The organism is Streptomyces sp. NPDC002958 (assembly GCF_055563255.1).
In genome coordinates this window covers 377584-396121 of record NZ_JBVHDS010000003.1, presented here as the reverse complement: position 1 = coordinate 396121, position 18538 = coordinate 377584, and the positions used below count along the sequence as shown (strand labels likewise).

The 18538-nt window shown below is 70.7% G+C and carries 22 protein-coding genes; 3 read left to right on the top strand and 19 right to left on the bottom strand.

Going from position 1 to position 18538, the window contains the following annotated elements:
- Nucleotides 1–52: 52 nt before the first annotated feature.
- From trpA to hisI, 9 genes are all read right to left on the bottom strand, one after another.
- Entirely contained in the window at nt 53–865 is an 813-nt protein-coding gene (gene trpA / locus ACZ3IC_RS08160) for a tryptophan synthase subunit alpha (protein ID WP_467413759.1), read from the bottom strand.
- Nucleotides 862–2142 (bottom strand): tryptophan synthase subunit beta, encoded by a 1281-nt coding sequence (gene trpB, locus ACZ3IC_RS08155; RefSeq protein ID WP_467413757.1) that lies wholly within the window; start codon nt 2140–2142, stop codon nt 862–864. The genes trpA and trpB overlap by 4 nt, the downstream gene beginning before the upstream one ends.
- Nucleotides 2143–2279: 137 nt before the next feature.
- Entirely contained in the window at nt 2280–2441 is a 162-nt protein-coding gene (gene trpM, locus ACZ3IC_RS08150; RefSeq protein WP_467414045.1) for a tryptophan biosynthesis modulator TrpM, read from the bottom strand.
- A gap of 62 nt (nt 2442–2503) precedes the next feature.
- The gene (gene trpC / locus ACZ3IC_RS08145) at nt 2504–3313 is read right to left on the bottom strand and encodes an indole-3-glycerol phosphate synthase TrpC (RefSeq protein ID WP_467413755.1); all 810 of its coding nucleotides are present in this window, start codon (nt 3311–3313) and stop codon (nt 2504–2506) included.
- A gap of 115 nt (nt 3314–3428) precedes the next feature.
- On the bottom strand, nt 3429–3899 hold the full coding sequence (locus tag ACZ3IC_RS08140; protein WP_467414042.1) for a DUF2752 domain-containing protein: 471 nt from the start codon (nt 3897–3899) through the stop codon (nt 3429–3431).
- Nucleotides 3900–4044: 145 nt separating this feature from the next.
- On the bottom strand, nt 4045–4293 hold the full coding sequence (locus ACZ3IC_RS08135; protein ID WP_467413753.1) for an HGxxPAAW family protein: 249 nt from the start codon (nt 4291–4293) through the stop codon (nt 4045–4047).
- Between the two features lie 127 nt (nt 4294–4420).
- A complete protein-coding gene (locus tag ACZ3IC_RS08130) occupies nt 4421–5080 on the bottom strand; it encodes a TIGR02234 family membrane protein (protein ID WP_467413752.1) in 660 nt (219 codons plus the stop codon).
- A gap of 14 nt (nt 5081–5094) precedes the next feature.
- Nucleotides 5095–6588 (bottom strand): anthranilate synthase component I, encoded by a 1494-nt coding sequence (locus ACZ3IC_RS08125; RefSeq protein WP_467413750.1) that lies wholly within the window; start codon nt 6586–6588, stop codon nt 5095–5097.
- Nucleotides 6589–6599: 11 nt separating this feature from the next.
- Nucleotides 6600–6983: a phosphoribosyl-AMP cyclohydrolase gene (gene hisI / locus ACZ3IC_RS08120; RefSeq protein WP_467413747.1), complete on the bottom strand. Its 384-nt coding sequence runs from the start codon at nt 6981–6983 to the stop codon at nt 6600–6602.
- An 84-nt stretch (nt 6984–7067) separates the two neighbouring features.
- Between hisI and ACZ3IC_RS08115 the strand changes: the two genes are divergently transcribed.
- Nucleotides 7068–7700, top strand: coding sequence for a TIGR03085 family metal-binding protein (locus ACZ3IC_RS08115; RefSeq protein WP_467413746.1), 633 nt, complete (start codon nt 7068–7070; stop codon nt 7698–7700).
- A 28-nt stretch (nt 7701–7728) separates the two neighbouring features.
- On the opposite strand, the gene ACZ3IC_RS08110 is transcribed toward ACZ3IC_RS08115, so the two are convergent.
- From ACZ3IC_RS08110 to hisD, 10 genes are all read right to left on the bottom strand, one after another.
- Complete coding sequence (locus ACZ3IC_RS08110; RefSeq protein ID WP_467413745.1) at nt 7729–8970, bottom strand: MFS transporter; 1242 nt, start codon at nt 8968–8970, stop codon at nt 7729–7731.
- A 25-nt stretch (nt 8971–8995) separates the two neighbouring features.
- Nucleotides 8996–9583, bottom strand: a complete 588-nt coding sequence (locus tag ACZ3IC_RS08105; RefSeq protein WP_467413743.1) for an ArsR/SmtB family transcription factor — start codon at nt 9581–9583, stop codon at nt 8996–8998.
- A 170-nt stretch (nt 9584–9753) separates the two neighbouring features.
- Nucleotides 9754–10509 (bottom strand): imidazole glycerol phosphate synthase subunit HisF, encoded by a 756-nt coding sequence (gene hisF, locus ACZ3IC_RS08100; RefSeq protein ID WP_467413740.1) that lies wholly within the window; start codon nt 10507–10509, stop codon nt 9754–9756.
- A complete protein-coding gene (locus ACZ3IC_RS08095) occupies nt 10506–10904 on the bottom strand; it encodes a RidA family protein (RefSeq protein ID WP_467413739.1) in 399 nt (132 codons plus the stop codon). Before ACZ3IC_RS08095 ends, hisF begins: the two co-directional genes overlap by 4 nt.
- Complete coding sequence (gene priA, locus ACZ3IC_RS08090) at nt 10901–11626, bottom strand: bifunctional 1-(5-phosphoribosyl)-5-((5-phosphoribosylamino)methylideneamino)imidazole-4-carboxamide isomerase/phosphoribosylanthranilate isomerase PriA (protein ID WP_467413738.1); 726 nt, start codon at nt 11624–11626, stop codon at nt 10901–10903. Before priA ends, ACZ3IC_RS08095 begins: the two co-directional genes overlap by 4 nt.
- The gene (gene hisH, locus ACZ3IC_RS08085) at nt 11626–12267 is read right to left on the bottom strand and encodes an imidazole glycerol phosphate synthase subunit HisH (protein ID WP_467413736.1); all 642 of its coding nucleotides are present in this window, start codon (nt 12265–12267) and stop codon (nt 11626–11628) included. The genes priA and hisH overlap by 1 nt, the downstream gene beginning before the upstream one ends.
- Nucleotides 12268–12278: 11 nt before the next feature.
- On the bottom strand, nt 12279–12446 hold the full coding sequence (locus ACZ3IC_RS08080) for a hypothetical protein (RefSeq protein WP_467413734.1): 168 nt from the start codon (nt 12444–12446) through the stop codon (nt 12279–12281).
- Nucleotides 12443–13045, bottom strand: coding sequence for an imidazoleglycerol-phosphate dehydratase HisB (hisB, locus tag ACZ3IC_RS08075; protein WP_467413733.1), 603 nt, complete (start codon nt 13043–13045; stop codon nt 12443–12445). Before hisB ends, ACZ3IC_RS08080 begins: the two co-directional genes overlap by 4 nt.
- On the bottom strand, nt 13042–14172 hold the full coding sequence (locus ACZ3IC_RS08070) for a histidinol-phosphate transaminase (protein WP_467413730.1): 1131 nt from the start codon (nt 14170–14172) through the stop codon (nt 13042–13044). Before ACZ3IC_RS08070 ends, hisB begins: the two co-directional genes overlap by 4 nt.
- Complete coding sequence (gene hisD, locus ACZ3IC_RS08065) at nt 14169–15491, bottom strand: histidinol dehydrogenase (protein WP_467413729.1); 1323 nt, start codon at nt 15489–15491, stop codon at nt 14169–14171. Before hisD ends, ACZ3IC_RS08070 begins: the two co-directional genes overlap by 4 nt.
- Nucleotides 15492–15630: 139 nt before the next feature.
- Between hisD and ACZ3IC_RS08060 the strand changes: the two genes are divergently transcribed.
- Together ACZ3IC_RS08060 and ACZ3IC_RS08055 are read left to right on the top strand one after the other, a co-directional pair.
- Nucleotides 15631–17232 carry an oxidoreductase gene (locus ACZ3IC_RS08060; protein ID WP_467413728.1) on the top strand — a complete coding sequence of 534 codons (1602 nt, stop codon included), beginning with the start codon at nt 15631–15633 and terminating at the stop codon, nt 17230–17232.
- A 267-nt stretch (nt 17233–17499) separates the two neighbouring features.
- Entirely contained in the window at nt 17500–18537 is a 1038-nt protein-coding gene (locus tag ACZ3IC_RS08055) for a hypothetical protein (RefSeq protein WP_467413726.1), read from the top strand.
- Nucleotide 18538 lies beyond the last annotated feature (1 nt).

Here is an 18538-nt window from a genome sequence, read left to right as displayed (position 1 = left end):
GCACGTGCGTGCCTCCCCGGGTCCAGGTCCACCCGTTTGAGTTACACCCGATTCAGCGCTTTCGAACGCCTACGGCGAGCTCGCCCGCCAGAGAGCGGACTGCGGCCAGGCCGGCCGCCTCGTCGGGGGCGTCGAGCATGCCCTTGACGAAGGCGGAGCCGACGATCACCCCGTCGGCGAATCCCGCGACCTCGGCGGCCTGTCGGGCGTTGGAGACGCCGAGGCCGACACAGACCGGGAGGGACGTGGTGGCGCGGGTGCGCCGGACCAGGTCCTGGGCCTGCTCGCCGACCGATTCGCGGGTGCCGGTGACGCCCATCAGCGAGGCCGCGTAGACGAAGCCGGAGCCGGCCGCGGTGATGGTGGTGAGGCGCTCGTCCTTGCTGCTCGGCGCGACGACGAAGACGGTCGCGAGACCGTGCTTGTCGGCGTGCTCGCGCCACAGCTCGGACTCCTGGACCGGCAGGTCGGGCAGGATGCATCCGGCGCCGCCCGCCTCGGCGAGCTCGGCCGTGAAGCGCTCGACGCCGTACCGGTCGATCGGGTTCCAGTACGTCATGACGAGGATCGGGACACCGGTCGCCTCGTACGCCTCGCGGACCGTACGCATCACGTCGGCGATCTTCACACCGCCGCGCAGGGCGATGTCGTCGGCGGTCTGGATGACCGGGCCGTCGAGCACCGGGTCGCTGTGCGGCAGCCCCACCTCGACAATGTCCGCACCGCCCGCCACGACCGCCTTCACGGCGGCGATCGCGCCGTCGACGGTCGGGAAGCCCGCCGGGAGGTACGCGATGAGCGCGGCCCTGTCCTCCGCCTTCGCCTGTGCGAGGGAAGAGCTCAACAACTCCACATTGCCGCTCACTTGGTGACCTCCTCTTCCCCGTCGGCCACATCGGCCTCGACGACCCCGTCGGTCTTGCCGTACAACCCGAAGTAACGGGCTGCCGTGTCCATGTCCTTGTCGCCGCGGCCGGACAGATTGACCACGAGCAGGCCGTCCTTGCCGAGCTCCTTCCCGACCTCCAGGGCTCCGGCCAGCGCGTGGGCGCTCTCGATGGCCGGGATGATCCCTTCGGTGCGGGAGAGGAGTCGCAGCGACTGCATGGCGGCCTCGTCGGTGACCGCGCGGTACTCGCCGCGACCGATGTCCTTGAGGTACGCGTGCTCCGGGCCGATGCCCGGGTAGTCGAGACCGGCCGAGATGGAGTACGGCTCGGTGATCTGGCCCTCGTCGTCCTGGAGGACGTAGCTGCGCGAGCCGTGCAGGATGCCGGGCTCGCCCGCGGTCAGGGTCGCCGCGTGCTCTCCGGTCTCCACACCGTGCCCGGCGGGCTCGCAGCCGATCAGCCGGACGCGCGCGTCCGGGATGAAGGCGTGGAAGAGCCCGATCGCGTTGGAGCCGCCGCCGACACAGGCGATGGCGGCGTCCGGCAACCGGCCGGTCCGCTCCAGGATCTGGCGGCGGGCCTCGACACCGATGACGCGGTGGAAGTCGCGGACCATGGCCGGGAAGGGGTGCGGTCCCGCGACGGTGCCGAAGAGGTAGTGCGTGTGGTCCACATTGGCGACCCAGTCGCGGAACGCCTCGTTGATGGCGTCCTTCAGGGTCCTGGATCCGGACCTCACGGCGATGACCTCGGCGCCGAGCATCCGCATCCGCGCCACGTTCAGAGCCTGACGCTCGGTGTCGATCTCACCCATGTAGATGGTGCATTCGAGGCCGAAGAGCGCGCAGGCGGTCGCGGTGGCGACACCGTGCTGACCCGCGCCGGTCTCGGCGATGACCCGGGTCTTGCCCATGCGCCTGGTGAGAAGCGCCTGACCCAGCACGTTGTTGATCTTGTGCGAGCCGGTGTGGTTCAGGTCCTCGCGCTTGAGGAAGATCCGGGCGCCGCCCGCATGCTCGGCGAAGCGCGGGACTTCGGTCAGCGCGCTGGGCCGACCGGTGTAGTTGACCATGAGCTCGTTGAGCTCGGCGGCGAAGGCGGGGTCGGCCTTGGCCTTGTCGTACTCGACGGCGACCTCGTCCACGGCGGCGACGAGCGCCTCCGGGATGAACTTGCCACCGAACGCGCCGAAGTACCCCTCGGCGCTGGGGATCAGACCCTCCGGGTCCGGGATGAAGAAGTCAGATGACATCCGACGTGCTCCTCGACATTGCAATGGGTGGATTCACCGTATGCGCCGTGAGCGGAACACCGCCGCGACCGAGGGGCGGTCGGACGGTGCGGTCGTACGTACGGCAGAAGTGGTGCGGGTACGTCGGCCGGGGCTCGCTACAGCGCGGACCCCGTGCGCCATCGCATGCCGTTGACCTGGCCCGGCTCGTCGCCGATCACGTACCGCACGCGCCGACCGTGCACGCGCCGGGCCGGGGCGCGGCAGCCGCGCGGGCGGCAGCCGCGCGCCAGCGGCGCGTGCGGGACCCGGGTCGTCATTCCGGCGAAGCGCAGGCCGGGCCGGATACGGGACGCGGGACGGTGGGCGGACACGGTTGCGGTCAGCTCCGTCCGTGCCGGAGCGCCGGGTGGGCGCCGGCGGCGACCAGGTCGGCGACGGCGGCCCGCGGGTCGCGGCCGGTGACCAGGGATTCGCCCACGAGCACCGCGTCGGCGCCCGCGTTGGCGTACGCGATCAGGTCGTGCGGGCCGCGGACGCCGGACTCGGCGACCTTGACGATGTGGTTCGGGATCTCGGGGGCGACGCGCTCGAAGGTGGAGCGGTCGACCTTGAGGTCCTTCAGGTTGCGCGCGTTGACACCGATGACCTTCGCTCCGGCGTCCACGGCGCGCTCCGCCTCCTCCTCGTCGTGCGCCTCGACCAGCGGCGTCAGGCCGATGGACTCGGCGCGCTCGATCAGGGAGACCAGGGCCTCCTGGTCGAGGGCGGCGACGATCAGCAGGGCGAGGTCGGCGCCGTAGGCACGGGCCTCCCAGAGCTGGTACGAGGTGACGATGAAGTCCTTGCGCAGGACCGGGATGTCGACCTTGGCGCGGACGGCCTCCAGGTCGGCGAGCGAACCGCCGAAGCGGCGCTCCTCCGTGAGAACGGAGATGACGGACGCGCCTCCCGCCTCGTAGTCCGCGGCGAGCGCGGCCGGGTCGGCGATCGCGGCAAGGGCCCCCTTGGAGGGACTTGAGCGCTTGACCTCGCAGATGACGGTCACGCCCTCGCCGCGCAGGGCGGCGATTCCGTCCTTGGCCACGGGAGCGCGCGCGGCGCGTTCCTTCAGCTCGTCGAGGCTGACGCGCGCCTGCCGCTCTGCGAGGTCGGCGCGTACGCCGTCGATGATCTCGTCGAGCACACTCACGCGAGAGGCCCCCTTCCAGGACGGTGATGAGGGAACAGGATCAGCCATGTCAATGCTATCCGCAGGAGGGCGAAGGGCTCGAATCCGGTCGACGAATGTCCCATTGCCTGGGCATTCAAGGCGCCAGCGCCGATCCGAACGACAGATTCCGGACGACCGAGAAGATCAGCAGCACAGCCCCGATCCCCCACCAGACGACAGGCTTCGCGGCGATGTTCATGGACTTTCCCCGGGCGGCACGGGCCATCCAGAGCACCCAGAGAACGGCAAAGATCCCGTAGCCGATGACGGCGAGCGCATTGGAGCCGAGGGCGACGGCGATGTCACCGTGCGCGACGGCATGGGCGCTGCGCAGCCCGCCGCAGCCAGGGCAGTACAGGCCGGTGAACCGGAGCAGTGGGCAGACGGGGTAGTGGCCCGGCTGATTGGGGTCGACGGTACCGACGTAGCCGAAGGCCCCGATGACGGCGGCCATGACACCCACCGGGGTGGCGAGCCGCCGGATGCGCGAGGCAGGGACGGGGGCCGGGGGAAAGGCCGGCGGGGACGGATGGCCGGACACTGGTGGGTTACCGGGCGTCGGCAGGTGGCCGGGGGCGGGCCGGGAGCCCGGCGCCGACGGTGCGGCGGCTGAAGTAGGCGATGCGTCCACCCGGTGATTGTCCCCGCTGATACGGAAAGGCGCAGCCCGGGCCGGGCTGCGCCTCGCATTCGTGCGGGTGGTGCGTGCGTCAGGAGACCTGGGCCTGCGCGGCGCGAGCCCTGGCCTGGGCCATCTCCTCCGACTCCTTCGGCATGCCGAGGCCCGCGGCCTTCATCGCGAGGCCGACGACCCCGCCGAGGAAGACGACGGCGATACTGGCCCAGAAGCCGATCGGGTTGGCCGCGACCATGAAGACGCCTCCGGCGCAGAAGCCGAAGAAGGAGATGATGACACCGGTCCAGGCGGCCGGGGTGTGTCCGTGGCTGCTGCCCGCCATGAGTTGCTCCTTGTTGGTGATGCGCTGTTGGTATCGCTGTACGCAAAGCTGGTGCCGCTGTTGGTGCCGCTGTGCTGAAAGCTCGGCTTCATTGTCCCGTACGTACGGGTAGGACGTGAGCTGGGGGTCATCCCTCGCGCGTCAGGTCCTCGCCACGGTCCAGGGCCTTCCACAGGTCCTCGGGCCGGTCCGGGTCCGGGGCGGTGCGGGCGGCTTTGCGGGGGCGGGGGGTGCCGTCCCGTTCGTACCGTCCTGACATGGTGGGCCAGCGCTTCCCGTACCGCAGGGCGAGCAGCCCGGCAAGGAGGATCAGCAGGCCGCCGGCGGCGGTGACGTAGGGCCACGCGGTGTGGCTGAGGGCGTCGATGGTCGCCGAGGCGTCGCCGGTGGTTTGCGCGGCCTTCTCGTCGAGCGCCGAACTGTCGGAGGCACCGAGGTAGGCGCTCAGTCCGGCTCCGAGGCCGCTGAGGGCGAGGAGCCCGGCAACGATCAGCCGACCGCCGCTGCGGACGGCGAAGACGGCGACGAGGGCGGCCAGGCCGACTATGGCCAGGGCCGCCGGGAGGCCGGTGACGTCCCGGCCGTCGGCGGTCAGCGGCAGGGTACCGCCGGCGACGACCGCCCGGCCCTCGGCCCAGGTCCGGCCGGAGGCGAGCAGGACGACGGTGGCGCCGGACGCCCCGAGGAACAGACCGGCGGCCAGGCTTCGGCGGCTTCCCTTGGCGTCGGGCGCGGTGACGGCTCGGGCACGGGGCTGGGGTACGGGGACAGCGCTCACGTACTCCACTATCCCTTACCACCTCATGCGTCGTGGAGCCGGTTGGCCGTATGCACCGCGCGGAGCACCGCGGCGGCCTTGTTGCGGCACTCGGTGTCCTCGGCGACCGGGTCGGAATCGGCGACGACACCCGCCCCGGCCTGGACATATGCCGTGCCGTCGCGGAGCAGGGCGGTCCGGATCGCGATGGCGGTGTCGGAGTCCCCGGCGAAGTCGAGGTAGCCGACGCAGCCTCCGTACAGTCCGCGGCGGGTCGGTTCGAGCTCCTCGATGATCTGCATCGCACGGGGCTTGGGTGCTCCGGAGAGGGTGCCCGCGGGGAAGCACGCGGTGAGGACGTCGAAGGCGGTGCGGCCCTCGGCGACGCGGCCGGTGACGGTGGAGACGATGTGCATCACATGCGAGTACCGCTCGATCGACATGAAGTCGACGACCTCGACGGTGCCGGGTTCGCAGACGCGCCCCAGGTCGTTGCGGCCGAGGTCGACGAGCATCAGGTGCTCGGCGCGTTCCTTCGGGTCGGCGAGGAGTTCGTCGGCGAGCGCCTGGTCCTCCTGCGGGGTGACACCGCGGTGCCTGGTCCCGGCGATCGGGTGGACCATGGCGCGTCCGTCCTCGACCTTGACGAGGGCTTCCGGGCTGGAGCCCGCGACGTCGAAGCCGTCGAAGCGGAAGAGGTACATGTACGGCGACGGATTGGTCGCGCGCAGCACCCGGTAGACGTCCAACGCGCTTGCCGTGCACGGGGTTTCGAAGCGCTGGGAGGGAACGACCTGGAAGGCCTCACCGGCCCTGATGCGGTCCTTCACGTCCTCGACCGCGTCCTGGTACGCCTTGCCGCCCCACAGCGCGGTGTACGGGGGGAGCTCGGACGGCAGGAGGGTGGCGGGGGCGTTCTCGACGGGGCGCGAGAGGTCCTGCTCCATGGCGTCGAGACGGGCGACGGCGTCCGCGTACGCCTCGTCGACCCCGGTCGCGAGGTCGTTGTGGTTGATCGCGTTGGCGATCAGCAGGACGCTGCCGTCCCAGTGGTCGAGCACGGCCAGGTCCGAGGTGAGCAGCATCATCAGCTCGGGGACCCGGAGATCATCCTCGACGCTGTCACCGATCTTCTCCAGGCGGCGCACGATGTCATAACCCAGATAGCCGACCATGCCGCCGGTGAACGGGGGCAGTCCGTCGTCGACGACCAGGTCGTGGGGGGTGTGCAGGGTCTCGATGGTGGCACGCAGGGCCTGCAGCGGGTCACCGTCGACGGGGACGCCGACGGGCGGGGTGCCCAGCCAGTGGGCCTGGCCGTCGCGTGCGGTGAGGGTGGCGGCGCTGCGTACCCCGATGAAGGAGTAGCGCGACCAGGTGCGGCCGTTCTCCGCGGATTCCAGGAGGAAGGTGCCGATGCGCTCGCCCGCGAGTTTGCGGTAGAGACCGACTGGGGTGTCGCCGTCCGCGAGGAGCCGACGGCTGACGGGGATGACGCGCCGGTCGACGGCCAGCTTGCGGAAGGTATCGCGATCCATGGCGGCTGACCCTACTGCGCGAGCGGGAGGATGTCGGCGTCGAAGCAGGTGCGGTCGCCGGTGTGGCAGGCGGCACCCGTTTGGTCGACCTTGACGAGGACGGTGTCGGCGTCGCAGTCGAGGGCGACGGACTTGACCTGCTGGATGTGGCCCGAGGTGTCGCCCTTGACCCAGTACTCCTGACGGCTGCGGGACCAGTAGGTGCAGCGGCCGGTGGTGAGGGTGCGGTGCAGGGCCTCGTCGTCCATCCAGCCGAGCATCAGCACCTCGCCGGTGTCGTACTGCTGGGCGATGGCCGGGACGAGACCGTCGGCGCCGCGCTTGAGACGGGCGGCGATGGCCGGGTCGAGATTGCCGGACGGCGGCGGGGTACTGGGCGTGGGCGCGCTGGTCATGCGCCCATTGTGCCGTGGCCGCGGAAGCGGTTCCGTGCGGCGTCCACTGGGCGGACCGCGTACGGCGGTCGTACGCTGGCAAGCATGTCGACCCATGCGAAGCGTGAACGACTTCTGCTCGCCGACCTGTTGGAGGCGGCGGGACCGGAAGCCCCGACCCTGTGCCACGGCTGGACGACCCGGGACCTGGCCGCCCATGTGGTGGTCCGCGAGCGTCGGCCCGACGCGGCGGGAGGGGTGGTGCTGGGTGTGCTGAAGAAGCGCCTCGAACGGGTGCAGGCGGAGTACGCGGCGAAGCCGTACGAGGAACTCATCCAGCTGATCCGTACGGGACCGCCGCGGATGTCCCCGTTCGGTCTGAAGCCGATCGACGAGGCCGCCAACACCGTCGAGTTCTACATCCACGCGGAGGATGTGCGTCGGGCCCAGCCGGACTGGTCACGGCGGGAGCTGGACCCGGTCTTCGCCGATGTGCTGTGGTCGCGCGCCGAGAAGACGGCCCGGTTGCTGGGCCGCAGATCCCCGGTGGGGCTGGTGCTGCGTCGCCCGGACGGCCAGACGGCGGTGGCGCACAAGGGCACCCCGGTGGTGACGGTCACCGGCGAGCCGGGCGAGCTGCTGCTCTTCGCGTTCGGCCGGCAGGACGCGGCGACGGTGGGGCTGGAGGGCGACAAGGAGGCGGTGGCCCGGCTGCACACGGCGGAGTTGGGGGTGTAGGGCCGACCGGTGGATGGGGGGGCGGGCGTCAGTCCGGGAGTTCCGCGCGGCGCAGCCGGGTGAAGGCCAGACCGGCCGTCGCTCCGGCCGCGCACACCGCAGCACTGGTGACAAAGACCGGCCCTGTCCCCCATACGGCAACGGCGGCTCCCGTGACCGGGTAGCCGAGCGGCGCGATCGCGTGGGTGAAGAGCGTCGAGACCGAGGTGACCCGGCCCAGGTAGGCGGGGTCGGTGACGGTCTGGGTCAGGGCGCCGCACAGGGAGCCGCCGAGGCCGGCGAAGAGTCCGATGCAGACGGCGACGGCTATGACGAGGCCCAGCGAGGGGACGTGGGCCAGGGCCGCTATGGCGACCGCGCCGATCAGAACCGTCAGGCACATCACGAGCCCGGCCCGTGGCACCCGGCCGCGCACAGCGAGCAGCAGTGCCGACGCGGCTGCGCCGATGCCGAACGCGGCGACGATCCAGCCCATGCCGGACGCCCCCCAGCCGCGCTCACGGACGAGCAGGATCAGTCCGAGGTTGAGCGGCCCCGCGAAGCCCAGTTCGCTGAGGGCGACGACGAGCATCAGCGGTCCGAGCACCGGGTGACGGCGGATGTGACGCAGCCCGTCGATCAGATCGTGCCAGGCGGTGCCGGAGGGCTCGGCAGCCTCCTGGGCGGTTGACGGACTTATCCGCAGGGACAGGAGCAGCGGCAGCGATACGGCGAAGAGCACCCCGGCCGCGGCGAACGCGAGCCTCGGGCCGCCGACAGCCACGGCAACGCCACCGAGCGGGGCTCCGACGACATTGGCGGCACGCGAGGCGAGGCCGCGCAGCCCCTGGACGCGGGCCAGCTGTCCTGCGGCGGTGATCCGGGGCGGCAGGGCACCGACGGCGGGCAGGAAGAGGGCGTCGACCACGCCGAAGACCAGCGCGACGACGATCAGCATCCACACGGCGGGCGAGGTGAACAGCAGCGCGCCCGCCAGGCCCAGGACGACCAGGCAGCGGGCGGTGTCGCTGCCGATGACGACGCGGCGCGGTCCGGCCCTGTCTGCGAGGACTCCCCCGCCGAGCATCAGCAGGGCCCTGGGTACGGACCCGACGGCGAGGACGAGTCCGGTCTGGGGGGCGCTGCCGGCCCGGGCGGCGGCCCAGGCGAGGGCCATGTAGTAGACGCTGTCACCGATCATCGAAGAGGTGTAGGCGCCGAGCCAGCGCAGGACGTTGCCGTCGCGATGGGCGGGGCGTTCGGGAGCTGTGGCCGTGACGATGGCGGTCATGCGGTGGTCCCCCCGAGGTGGCGGTTCAGGTGTGGAACGGGAATGCGTACAGGTGCAGGGCGACGTTCTCGCGCCCTTCCGTGTCGCCCGCCTCGTCGCGGGCACGGCCGGCCTCCTCGTACCGGTCGATCACCTCGTGCACCTCACGGCTGAGCGCGGCAAGTTCGTCGGCGGTGAGCCGGGCCAGGTACTCGGAGCCGGTGGCGGCGCTGCGCCACTCCTGCGACCAGCTCTGGCGCGAGTCGAGGTAGCGGCGGTACAGCTCGATGTGCTGGTCGAAGGAGAGCCGGCCGACAGCGACGTGCGTGGCCACCTTCTCGGGAGCGTCGCTGAAGTCTTCGTCGTGGACGTTCAGCCCCTTCGAGGCGGGCTGCCACCAGCGCTCGCGGCCGTCCTTGCCCTGCTGCTCGGCCTCCTCGATCAGGCCGTGGTCGGCGAGCTTGCGCAGGTGGTAGCTGACCAGCGAGACCGCCTCGTCGACCTGCTCGGCGAGCTGGGAGGCGGTGGCCTTACGGGAGATGTAGAGCGCCCGGTAGAGCTTCATCCGCAGGGGGTGCCCGAACGCCTTCAGGGTCTCCAGATCCGAGATCCGGCGCGATTCATTGCTTGCCATGCCCTCACCGTAGATAGGAAAGGAAACTTGCGCAATCTTTATTGCGCAATAAAACTTGTGGAATCTCTGATGCTGCTCTGCCGCCGGGACCGGTGAGGGGACAGCGCACAAGACGCCGATCGCCGGACGGGCCACAACGGCTCGTCCGGCGATCGATGAGTGGGGTGCGGTCAGCGGACCGGGTGTCCGGCCTCCCTGAGAGCGCCCTTGACCTCGGAGATCCGCAGATCGCCGAAGTGGAAGACGGACGCGGCGAGCACGGCGTCGGCGCCCGCCGCGATGGCCGGCGCGAAGTGTGCGAGCCGGCCCGCGCCGCCGGAGGCGATGACGGGGACCGTCACATGCTTCCGTACCGCTGCGATCATCTCGGTGTCGTAGCCGTCCTTGGTGCCGTCGGCGTCCATCGAGTTGAGCAGGATTTCGCCCGCACCCAGCTCGGCGGCCCGGTGCGCCCATTCGACAGCGTCGATGCCGGTGCCCTTGCGGCCGCCGTGCGTGGTGACCTCGAAGGTGCCTGCGGGCGTGCGCCGGGCGTCCACGGACAACACCAGGACCTGGCGGCCGAAGCGCTCGGCGATCTCCCGGATGAGGTCGGGGCGGGCGATGGCCGCGGTGTTGACGCCGACCTTGTCCGCCCCGGCCCGCAGCAGCTTGTCGACATCGTCGGCGGTACGGACGCCACCGCCGACCGTGAGCGGGATGAAAACCTGCTCGGCGGTGCGGCGCACCACGTCGTAAGTGGTCTCCCGGTCGCCGCTGGACGCGGTGATGTCCAGGAAGGTCAGCTCGTCGGCGCCCTCGGCGTCGTACAGCTTCGCCATCTCGACGGGGTCGCCCGCGTCGCGCAGGTTCTGGAAGTTGACACCCTTGACGACCCGGCCGTTGTCGACGTCCAGGCACGGAATGACGCGTACCGCGAGAGTCACCGCGCACCTGCCCGATAGGCCTCGACCTCGACCTCGACGACCAGGCTCGGGTCCACGAAACCGGACACGATGATCATCGAAGCGGCGGGGCGGACGTCGTCGAAGAGCTCCTTGTGGGCCCGGCCGACCTCGTCCACGTCCCGTGCGTGCGTGATGTACATCCGGGTACGGACGACGTCCTCGCGGCCCAGACCGAGCTGCTTCAGCGCGTCGAAGGCGACCTTGAAGGAGGTGACGGCCTGCTCGTACGGGCCGCCCGCGGAGATCTGCCCGTTGACCACCGACGTGCAACCGGCAACCAGGACAAGTCCGTTGGACAGCTCGACCGCGCGGGAGTATCCGAACTTGTCCTCCCAGGGGGCGCCGGAGGAGATGCGGTTGACGGAGTCGGTCATCCGGAGACCACCTGCAGCGCTTCTTCGAGGGTGAACGCCTTCGCGTACAGCGCCTTGCCGACGATCGCGCCCTCGACGCCGTCGGGGACGAGAGAGGCGATGGCCCGCAGATCGTCCAGCGAGGAGACCCCGCCGGAGGCGACGACGGGCTTGTCGGTGGCGGCGCAGACGTTCTTCAGGAGCTCCAGGTTGGGGCCCTGGAGCGTGCCGTCCTTGGCGATGTCGGTGACGACGTAGCGGGCGCAGCCCTCGGAGTCGAGGCGGGCGAGCGTCTCGTAGAGGTCGCCGCCGTCACGGGTCCAGCCGCGGCCGCGCAGGGTCGTGCCGCGGACGTCCAGACCGACGGCGATCTTGTCGCCGTGCTCGGCGATGACCTTGGCGACCCACTCCGGGGTCTCCAGGGCGGCAGTGCCGAGGTTGACCCGGGTGCAGCCGGTGGCGAGGGCGGCTGCGAGCGAGGCGTCGTCGCGGATGCCGCCGGAGAGCTCGACCTTGATATCCATGGAGCGGGCGACCTCGGCGATCCGCTCCCGGTTGTCGCCGGTACCGAACGCGGCGTCCAGGTCGACGAGATGCAGCCACTCGGCGCCCGCCCGCTGCCAGGCGAGGGCGGCCTGCAAGGGGTCACCGTAGGAGGTCTCGGAGCCGGACTCGCCGTGGACGAGGCGGACGGCCTGGCCGTCGCGGACGTCGACGGCGGGGAGGAGTTCAAGCTTCGGCATTACAGCGTCTCAATCCAGTTGGTCAGCAGCTGGGCGCCGGCATCGCCGGACTTCTCGGGGTGGAACTGGGTGGCCCACAGGGCGCCGTTCTCCACGGCCGCGACGAACGGCTCGCCGTGCGTGGCCCAGGTGACCCGGGGCGCGCGGATCTTGGCGTTGGTGACCTCCAGGCTCCAGTCATGCACGGCGTAGGAGTGCACGAAGTAGAACCGGGCCTCGGGGTCGAGACCTGCGAAGAGCTGGGAGTCCTCGGGGGACCGCACGGTGTTCCAACCCATGTGCGGGACGATCGGAGCCTTCAGCGGGGCGACGGTGCCGGGCCACTCGTCCAGCCCCTCCGTCTCCACACCGTGCTCGATGCCGCGCTCGAAGAGGATCTGCATACCGACGCAGATGCCCATGACGGGGCGGCCGCCGGAGAGCCTGCGGCCGATGATCCATTCACCGCGGGCCTTCTTCAGCCCCTCCATGCAGGCGGAGAACGCGCCGACGCCGGGCACCAGCAGCCCGTCGGCGTTCATCGCCTTCTCGTAGTCGCGGGTGATCTCGACATCCGCACCGACGTGGGCGAGGGCCCGCTCGGCGGACCGGACATTGCCGAAGCCGTAGTCGAAGACGACGACCTTCTTCTTGTCGCTCACGGGTCGCTCCCTCAGTCCCAGAGTCCCTGAATCCGCAGCACGCCTGCGACCAGACACATCACGGAGGAGATCCCGAGCAGCACGATGACGCCCTTGGGCATCCGCTGCTTCGAGAAGGAGTAGACGCCGCCGGCCAGGAACAGGCCGACGACGATCAGTATGGTGTTGAGGCCGGTCACAGCGCGCCCTTCGTCGAGGGAAGAATTCCGGCGGCGCGCGGGTCGTGCTCGCTGGCATAACGCAGGGCGCGGGCGAGCGCCTTGAACTGGCATTCCACGATGTGGTGGGCATTGCGCCCGTACGGCACGTGGACGTGGAGGGCGATCTGCGCCTGGGCGACGAAGGACTCCAGGATGTGCCGGGTCATCGTCGTGTCGTACTCGCCGATCATCGGCGCCATGTTCTCGGGCTCGGTGTGCACAAGGTACGGGCGGCCGGACAGATCGACGGTGACCTGGGCGAGCGACTCGTCCAGCGGGACGGTGCAGTTGCCGAAGCGGTAGATGCCGACCTTGTCGCCGAGGGCCTGCTTGAACGCGGCGCCCAGGGCGAGGGCGGTGTCCTCGATGGTGTGGTGCGAGTCGATGTGCAGGTCGCCGTCGGTCTTGACCGTGAGGTCGAACAGTCCGTGCCGGCCGAGCTGGTCGAGCATGTGGTCGTAGAAGCCGACCCCGGTCGACACATCGACCTTGCCGGTGCCGTCGAGGTTCATCTCGACGAGCACCGAGGTTTCCTTGGTGGTGCGTTCGACTCTTCCTACGCGGGCCGCGCGAGTCATGCGTCGTGCTCCTTCTTCAGTTCGCGTACCGCATCGAGGAACGCGTCGTTCTCTGCCGGGGTGCCCGCGGAGACCCGCAGCCATCCCGGTACGCCGTTGTCCCGGACCAGGACCCCCCGGTCGAGGATCTGCTGCCAGGCGGTGTGGCTGTCGGCGAAGCGGCCGAACTGGACGAAGTTGGCGTCCGAGTCGGTGACGTCGTAGCCGAGGGTACGCAGCTCCGTGACGATCCGGTCGCGCTCGCTCTTGAGCTGTGCGACGTATCCGAGCAGCGTATCGGTGTGCTCCAGGGCGGCGAGCGCGGTGGCCTGGGTGACGGAGGACAGGTGGTACGGCAGCCGCACCAGCTGGACCGCGTCGACGACGGCCGGGTCGGCGGCGAGGTAGCCCAGGCGCAGCCCGGCGGCGCCGAACGCCTTCGACATGGTGCGCGAGAGCACCATGTTCGGCCGGCCCTCGATCAGCGGGAGCAGTGAGGCGTGGTGGCTGAACTCGCCGTACGCCTCGTCGACGACGACCATCGACGGCCTGGCCGCCTGGGCCGCCTCGTACAGCGCGAGAACGGTCTCGGCGTCGACAGCGGTGCCGGTGGGGTTGTTGGGCGAGGTGATGAAGACGACGTCGGGCCGGTGCTCGGCGATGGCCTTCCGGGCGGCCTCGACGTCGATGGTGAAGTCCTCGTTGCGCGGTCCGGAGATCCAGCCGGTGCCGGTGCCTCGGGCGATGAGGGCGTGCATGGAGTACGAGGGCTCGAAGCCGATCGCGGTACGCCCCGGGCCGCCGAAGGTCTGCAGCAGTTGCTGGAGCACCTCGTTGGAGCCGTTGGCCGCCCAGACGTTGGCGAGGGCGACCTCGTGCCCGGCGGTACGGCTGAGGTAGCGGGCCAGCTCCGTACGGAGTTCGACGGCGTCCCGGTCGGGGTAGCGGTTGAGGTCGCGGGCGGCCTCGCGGACGCGCTCGGCGATCCGGTCGACGAGCGCCTCGGGCAGCGGGTACGGGTTCTCGTTGGTGTTCAGCCGCACGGGTACATCGAGCTGGGGCGCCCCGTACGGGTTCTTGCCGCGCAGCTCGTCGCGGATCGGGAGATCGTCGATGCGCGTCGTCGGCGTGGTGTTGCTGTTCGTCACTGCTGCGGAACCTCTCCGCCGAACCTGGCCTTGAGCGCGGCGCCGTGGGCCGGGAGGTCCTCCGCCTCGGCGAGGGTCACGACATGGTGGGTGACCTCGGCGAGCGCGTCGCGCGTGTAGTCGACGATGTGGATGCCGCGCAGGAAGGACTGCACCGAAAGGCCCGAGGAGTGGCAGGCGCAGCCGCCGGTGGGCAGGACGTGGTTGGAGCCAGCGCAGTAGTCACCGAGCGAGACGGGGGACCACGGGCCGACGAAGACCGCCCCGGCGTTGCGGACCCGGTCGGCGAGCGCGGCGGCGTCGGCGGTCTGGATCTCCAGGTGCTCGGCGGCGTACGCGTCGACGACCTCGAGGCCGTCCTCCAGGTCGTTGACCAGGACGATCGCGGACTGGCGGCCGGCCAGTGCGGGCTCGATCCGGTCGGTGACGTGCTTCGTCGCGGCGACCTGCGGCTTCAGCTCGGCCTCGGTGGCTGCGGCCAGTTCCTCGGAGTCGGTGACGAGAACGGCGGCGGCCATCGGGTCGTGCTCGGCCTGGCTGATCAGGTCGGCGGCGACGTGCACCGGGTCGGCGGTGGAGTCGGCGAGGATCGCGATCTCGGTGGGGCCCGCCTCGGCGTCGATGCCGATCCGGCCCTTGAGGAGGCGCTTGGCCGCGGCGACGTAGATGTTGCCGGGGCCGGTGACGAGGTTCACCGGAAGGCATTCGGCCGTTCCGTACGCGAACATCGCGATGGCCTGGGCGCCGCCGGCCGCGTACACCTCGTCGACGCCGAGCAGGGCGCAGGCGGCGAGGATGGTGGGGTGCGGCAGACCGCCGAAGTTCTTCTGCGGCGGGGACGCGACGGCGATGCCCTCGACGCCCGCCTCCTGGGCCGGTACGACGTTCATGACGACGGACGACGGGTAGACGGAGCGCCCGCCCGGTACGTACAGCCCGACGCGCTCGACCGGTACCCACTTCTCGGTGACCGTGCCGCCGGGGACGACCTGGGTGGTGTGCGTGGTGCGGCGCTGCTCGCGGTGGACGAGGCGGGCGCGGCGGATCGACTCCTCGAGGGCGGCCCGCACGGCGGGGTCGAGCTGCTCCAGCGCCGCGGCGATCGCCGCGGCCGGAACACGGATCGAGTCGACCCGTACGCCGTCGAATTTCTCCCCCCACTCGATCACTGCCGCGGAGCCACGATGGCGTACGTCCTCGCAGATGGGCCGCACCGTCTCCAGGGCGGCTTCCACGTCGAACTCGGCACGGGGCAGCAGGTCGCGCAGGGCTCCACCCTCGGGGAGAGCGTTGCCGCGCAGATCGATTCGAGAGATCACACCGCAATTCTCGCAGACCGCCCAAGGCGTCCGATCGCCCGTATCACTGACTGATACAAGTCCCGCCCGTCACTGCTGACCAATTGCGTTCACGTCGTCACTCAGGGGGGAAGAACAGATCCGAGCGGAAGGGGCACACGTGACCGAACCGCATGACGGCGATTTTCCGGACGGTCTCAGCGCAGCCGAGCTGGGCATGTGGCAGGCCTTCCGGAACGGCAGCACCTACGATCTGCGCGCCCGCGACCCGGCGCGGGACGATCCGTTCGCACCGCGCATCTGGGGACCCGAACGCAGTGTGGACGGGCGTGTCGTCGCCCGGTTGCTGTTGTCCGGGCCACCACCGCGGCCCGGACGGGTCGCGGCGCTGAAGCTCCGGGGCGTACGGATCACCGGGACACTGGATCTCGCGGGCGGGCGCGTCGCCCCGTACGTCGAGCTGACCGGCTGCCGCTTCGAGAGCGAAGTGGTACTGCCCGAGTGCCACTTCACGACGTTGCGGATGGTCGGCTGCGCGATGCCTCGGCTGGAGGCGGCCCGGTTGCGCACCGAGGGCGATCTGCATCTTCCGCGCTGCCGCATCGCGCGCGGTATCCGGCTCACCGACTCACAGATCGGCACCGATCTGCTGATCAACCAGATCGAGATCGGTCCCGACCGCAACGGGCGCGCCCTGGCCGGTGACGGGCTGACGGTCGGCCAGGACCTCCAGGCGGAGATGGTCGAGGCGCGCGGCGAACTGAGTCTGCGCGGGGCGAAGGTCGGCGGTTCGCTGAGTCTGCGCGGCAGCCGGCTGCGGGGCAGGGAGGGGCGGCGCGCGCTGAACGCCCCGCAGCTGACGGTGGAGCGGACGCTGTACATGAGCGAGGCGTGGGTGAGCATCGACACCGGGAACCAGGGCACCACTCCCCCGTACGGCATCGTCATGGCCCCGACCCCGGCGCGCGGTACGCGTTCGCAGATCTTCGAGTGCCGCGGCGGGGTGCGTCTGGACGACGGGCGGTTCGGCGACGCGGTCGATCTGCACAAGGCCCGGTTCGTGCTGGCCCGGCACGAGGAGCTGTCGCTGCGCCGGATCGTCACCCCGGAGCTGCGGTTCAACGCGGAGCGGCCGGAGGAGGGCCGGGTCGTGCTGAACGGCGCGAAGGTGGTCACACTGATCGATGTGTCGACCAGCTGGCCGGGGCCCGGCGGTCTGGCGATGGGCGGTTTCGTGTACGAGAACCTCGTCCCGTACGGACACTTCCCGCTCTCCCGGCGCCTGGAGTGGGTGGCGGCGGCGACCCCGGAGTACGTACCGGAGCCGTACGAGCGTCTCGCGACGGTGCTGCGCAACTGCGGGGAGGACGCGGACGCCCGCGAGGTGCTGCTGGCCAAACAGCGGCGGCGTCGCGAGACGCTGCCGCCCGCGGCGAAGCTCTGGGGCTTCCTCCAGGACTGGGCGGTGGCGTACGGCTACCGGCCGGGGCGGGCCGCGGTGTGGATGGCGGTGCTGTGGGCGGCGGGTGCCCTGGCCTTCGCCCAGCACGTCCCGGCGGCGATCAAACCGGATGAGCATCCGCGGTGGAACCCGGCGCTGTACGCGCTCGATCTGCTGGTGCCGGTCATCAATCTCGGCCAGGACGGTTACTGGCGGATGGAGGGCGGCTGGCAGTGGACGGCGGCCGTGCTCGTCCTGCTGGGTTGGATACTGGCCACAACGGTCGCGGCGGGTGCCTCACGGCTGCTGCGCCGGAGCTGACCGCAATTCCGGCTCCGGCCGGCCGGACAACCGCCCGTCCGACCGGCCGGAGCCCTTCTGCGGACCGGCCGTCACGGGACCGGAGGCCATGTCGAACGACCGGCCGAGCCACGGCCGAAGTACCGGACACCGAGGGCCGGAGCATCAGGAACAAGTCAGATTTGGCGCTTTCCTTTACTCTTTTTTGGCCAACTTCAGGACAACCCATTCACTCGGCACCAAAGCTTCACAGCGCCCCCCTGGCGCCGTCCCGACCAGCGCTTTTCAATGGTCTGCACCATGTCATTCCTTCGCGCTCTGCTCTGTACCGCGCGCCTGATCCGGCACTCCCCCCGGGGGTCCGCCGGACTGCCCGCGGACGACGCGGTGCTGCTCGACGCCCCCGACGAGCGGCTCTCCCCGGCACTCGTCGCCGCCGCCCTCGGCGAGTACGACCCAGCCGCGAAACTCCTCGCCACCACCCGGGACGGCGCCGAGTGGGAGAACCGGGACCGCTACCTCAGCAGGCTCGTAACCTTCGCCCGCAACCGCGACGGCTGGCTGACCGACTGGCTCGCCGCCGCCCCGCACGACCCGGACGCGCTGCTCGTCAAGGCCGAGCTGGCCGTCCGCCGGGCCTGGGAGTCGCCCGTCCGGGCCGAGCGGCTGCGCGAGGTGGGACCGCTGATCACTGCGGCGGCCGAGTGCGATCCGCGCGACCCGGTGCCGTGGCGGCTCGCGCTCGACCACGCGCGCGGCACCCACGCCACGCACACCACGTTCGAGGCGCTGTGGGAACAGGCGATCCAGCGCTCCTCCCACCACTACGGCTGCCATGTCGCGGCGCTGCGGTATCTCTCCGCCGCCTGGTACGGCTCGCACCGCGAGTGCTTCGACTTCGCCGAGCGGGCCGCCGAGGACTCACTGACCAGCTCGCTGGTGCAGGCGCTGCCGTTGCGGGCCGCCTTCGCCCTGCTGATCGAGGGACCGGACGTACGGACCACCTCGGTGCAGGAGGAACGGATCGACGCGGCGGCGGATCTGGCGATCACGCTGTCCGCCTCGTTCGCACCCGGCGATCCCTGGCCCGCCGAGGTCCGCAATCTGCTGGCGTTCGTGCTGGTCGCCCGGGGCCGCTGGGACGAGGCGCTGGAACAGTTCCGGCAGATCGGACCCCATGCGACGTCGTTCCCGTGGTCGTCGGTCTCCGACGATCCGCTCGGCCGGTTCCTCGACGCGAGGAACGAGGCGCGACTCCGGGTGGGCTGTGAGACGTCCTTGCCGGGCCGGGCCGGTCGGGGCCGGCCCCGCGGCCATTACGCTTGAC